Genomic DNA, 3,973 nt, shown 5'->3' with positions numbered 1-3,973 from the left:
AGCGCTCACGCTTATCGGCTGTAAATTAAAGACAGACTCAGGGGTCTGTAGCTCAGTCGGTTAGAGCACCGTCTTGATAAGGCGGGGGTCGTTGGTTCGAATCCAACCAGACCCACCATTGTCTGGCGGTAGGTACACCTGAGGAATTCTGTACATGGGGGCATAGCTCAGCTGGGAGAGCACCTGCTTTGCAAGCAGGGGGTCGTCGGTTCGATCCCGTCTGCCTCCACCAATCTTCAATGACAAGCGTTCGAACGAAGCGTGGTTCGAGTCTTTGTCATTGGCGATTGAGCCAGTCAGAGCGGTACGAAAGTATCGGCTGTCGTTCTTTAACAATCTGGAAGAAGTAAGTAATTTGGATAGCGGAAGCGTCTTTGAGATGGACGTGAAAACTATCCGGGTTGTGATTGTATCGATGTATCTCAAGATGATTCGAACTCTATGTTCGACTTAAATTGGAATACGGCACAACGCGAGAACTCAACCTGTAGCGACTGTAGCGTCGGAAGATGAGACAGACTCGTTATAGGGTCAAGCGAACAAGTGCATGTGGTGGATGCCTTGGCGATCACAGGCGATGAAGGACGCGGTAGCCTGCGAAAAGCTACGGGGAGCTGGCAAACAAGCTTTGATCCGTAGATGTCCGAATGGGGAAACCCACTCCTTTTGGAGTATCCATGGCTGAATACATAGGCCATGTGAAGCGAACGCGGTGAACTGAAACATCTAAGTAACCGCAGGAAAAGAAATCAACCGAGATTCCCAAAGTAGTGGCGAGCGAAATGGGATGAGCCTTGCACTCTTTATTTGTATTGTTAGCCGAACGCTCTGGAAAGTGCGGCCATAGCAGGTGATAGCCCTGTAGGCGAAAACAGTATGAAAGAACTAGGTGTGCGACAAGTAGGGCGGGACACGTGAAATCCTGTCTGAAGATGGGGGGACCATCCTCCAAGGCTAAATACTCGTGATCGACCGATAGTGAACCAGTACCGTGAGGGAAAGGCGAAAAGAACCCCGGGAGGGGAGTGAAATAGATCCTGAAACCGCATGCATACAAACAGTCGGAGCCTCGTAAGGGGTGACGGCGTACCTTTTGTATAATGGGTCAGCGACTTACGTTCAGTAGCAAGCTTAACCGTATAGGGCAGGCGTAGCGAAAGCGAGTCCGAATAGGGCGTTCAGTTGCTGGGCGTAGACCCGAAACCAGGTGATCTATCCATGGCCAGGATGAAGGTGCGGTAACACGTACTGGAGGTCCGAACCCACTAACGTTGAAAAGTTAGGGGATGAGCTGTGGATAGGGGTGAAAGGCTAAACAAACCTGGAAATAGCTGGTTCTCTCCGAAAACTATTTAGGTAGTGCCTCGTGTCTCACCTTCGGGGGTAGAGCACTGTCATGGTTGGGGGGTCTATTGCAGATTACCCCGCCATAGCAAACTCCGAATACCGAAGAGTGCAATCACGGGAGACAGACATCGGGTGCTAACGTCCGGTGTCAAGAGGGAAACAACCCAGACCGCCAGCTAAGGTCCCCAAATATGGCTAAGTGGGAAACGAAGTGGGAAGGCTAAAACAGTCAGGAGGTTGGCTTAGAAGCAGCCACCCTTTAAAGAAAGCGTAATAGCTCACTGATCGAGTCGTCCTGCGCGGAAGATGTAACGGGGCTAAGCCATATACCGAAGCTGCGGATGCGAGCTTGCTCGCATGGTAGGAGAGCGTTCCGTAAGCCTGCGAAGGTGCCTTGTAAAGGGTGCTGGAGGTATCGGAAGTGCGAATGCTGACATGAGTAGCGATAAAGGGGGTGAAAGGCCCCCTCGCCGTAAGCCCAAGGTTTCCTACGCAACGTTCATCGGCGTAGGGTGAGTCGGCCCCTAAGGCGAGGCAGAAATGCGTAGCTGATGGGAAGCAGGTCAATATTCCTGCACCATTGTTAGATGCGATGGGGGGACGGATCGCGGAAGGTTGTCCGGGTGTTGGAAGTCCCGGTCGCTGCATTGGAGAAGGCGCTTAGGCAAATCCGGGCGCAGGATTCAAGGGTGTGGCGCGAGCTCCTTCGGGAGCGAAGCAATTGGAAGTGGTTCCAAGAAAAGCCTCTAAGCTTCAGTCTAACGATGACCGTACCGCAAACCGACACAGGTGGGCGAGATGAGTATTCTAAGGCGCTTGAGAGAACTCGGGAGAAGGAACTCGGCAAATTGGTACCGTAACTTCGGGATAAGGTACGCCCTTGTAGCTTGACTGGCCTGCGCCAGGAGGGTGAAGGGGTTGCAATAAACTGGTGGCTGCGACTGTTTAATAAAAACACAGCACTCTGCAAACACGAAAGTGGACGTATAGGGTGTGACGCCTGCCCGGTGCCGGAAGATTAAATGATGGGGTGCAAGCTCTTGATTGAAGTCCCGGTAAACGGCGGCCGTAACTATAACGGTCCTAAGGTAGCGAAATTCCTTGTCGGGTAAGTTCCGACCTGCACGAATGGCGTAACGATGGCCACACTGTCTCCTCCCGAGACTCAGCGAAGTTGAAGTGTTTGTGATGATGCAATCTACCCGCGGCTAGACGGAAAGACCCCATGAACCTTTACTGTAGCTTTGCATTGGACTTTGAACCGATCTGTGTAGGATAGGTGGGAGGCTATGAAACCGGAACGCTAGTTTCGGTGGAGCCGTCCTTGAAATACCACCCTGGTTTGTTTGAGGTTCTAACCTTGGCCCGTGATCCGGGTCGGGGACAGTGCATGGTAGGCAGTTTGACTGGGGCGGTCTCCTCCCAAAGCGTAACGGAGGAGTACGAAGGTACGCTAGGTACGGTCGGAAATCGTGCTGATAGTGCAATGGCATAAGCGTGCTTAACTGCGAGACCGACAAGTCGAGCAGGTGCGAAAGCAGGTCATAGTGATCCGGTGGTTCTGTATGGAAGGGCCATCGCTCAACGGATAAAAGGTACTCTGGGGATAACAGGCTGATACCGCCCAAGAGTTCATATCGACGGCGGTGTTTGGCACCTCGATGTCGGCTCATCTCATCCTGGGGCTGTAGCCGGTCCCAAGGGTATGGCTGTTCGCCATTTAAAGAGGTACGTGAGCTGGGTTTAAAACGTCGTGAGACAGTTTGGTCCCTATCTGCCGTGGGCGTTGGATATTTGAAGGGGGCTGCTCCTAGTACGAGAGGACCGGAGTGGACGAACCTCTGGTGTACCGGTTGTCACGCCAGTGGCATCGCCGGGTAGCTATGTTCGGAAGAGATAACCGCTGAAAGCATCTAAGCGGGAAACTCGCCTTAAGATGAGATATCCCTGGAGGCTAGACCTCCTTGAAGGGTCGTTCGAGACCAGGACGTTGATAGGTCGGGTGTGTAAGCGCAGTAATGTGTTCAGCTAACCGATACTAATTGCCCGTAAGGCTTGATCCTATAACAAGTCTGCCTTGTCGATGATCGTTAGTGCTTCAGCACTTACGAGCATCCCACGCAGAGCATCGAGCAGCGAAGCTGATCGATGCGGCGCGCCGGTTGAAGTGCCGGCGACCTGCGTAGCAAGATGAGACAAGTTGGATTCTCGTGTGTGATACACACAACTCAAAATTACTGCTTCTTCCAAGATTGGTTGCGCTGCGAAGCAACGCAACAACCCCCTTTGCCTGATGACCATAGCGAGTCGGTCCCACCCCTTCCCATCCCGAACAGGACCGTGAAACGACTCTACGCCGATGATAGTGCGGATTCCCGTGTGAAAGTAGGTAATCGTCAGGCTCCCTAAGCCAGAAACCCCCGCCCAAAAGGCGGGGGTTTTTGCATTTGGGCGACGGAAATGTGCGGCGTGTCTCGTGGCACTTATCAGATCCTGATCCGCAAAATCGGAAAAAATCTGCCCGGCACTGACCTTTCCCCTCCGAAGTATCCCACTGTAAAGTTAGTGGCAAGGCCGCAGGAGAACCCTTGTCATGAAGAAGTCGCGGTTCAGCGAAGAGCAAATT

At 52.8% G+C, this 3,973-nt stretch carries 2 tRNA genes and 2 rRNA genes; all 4 read left to right on the top strand.

The features are described 5' to 3' along the window. The first annotated feature begins 41 nt into the window (after nt 1-41). A tRNA-Ile gene (locus tag HWX62_RS32790) sits at nt 42-118 on the top strand. Between the two features lie 38 nt (nt 119-156). Next, a tRNA-Ala gene (locus tag HWX62_RS32785) sits at nt 157-232 on the top strand. 297 nt (nt 233-529) lie between these two features. Next, nucleotides 530-3,410: ribosomal RNA gene (locus tag HWX62_RS32780) — 23S ribosomal RNA — on the top strand. A 226-nt stretch (nt 3,411-3,636) separates the two neighbouring features. Next, nucleotides 3,637-3,749 (top strand): 5S ribosomal RNA (rrf, locus tag HWX62_RS32775). Nucleotides 3,750-3,973 lie beyond the last annotated feature (224 nt).

Source organism: Burkholderia sp. BCC0506 (assembly GCF_902833145.1).
GTDB lineage: Bacteria > Pseudomonadota > Gammaproteobacteria > Burkholderiales > Burkholderiaceae > Burkholderia.
The sequence above is the reverse complement of the archived record's forward strand: the minus strand, read 5'-3'. Positions and strand labels throughout refer to the sequence as shown.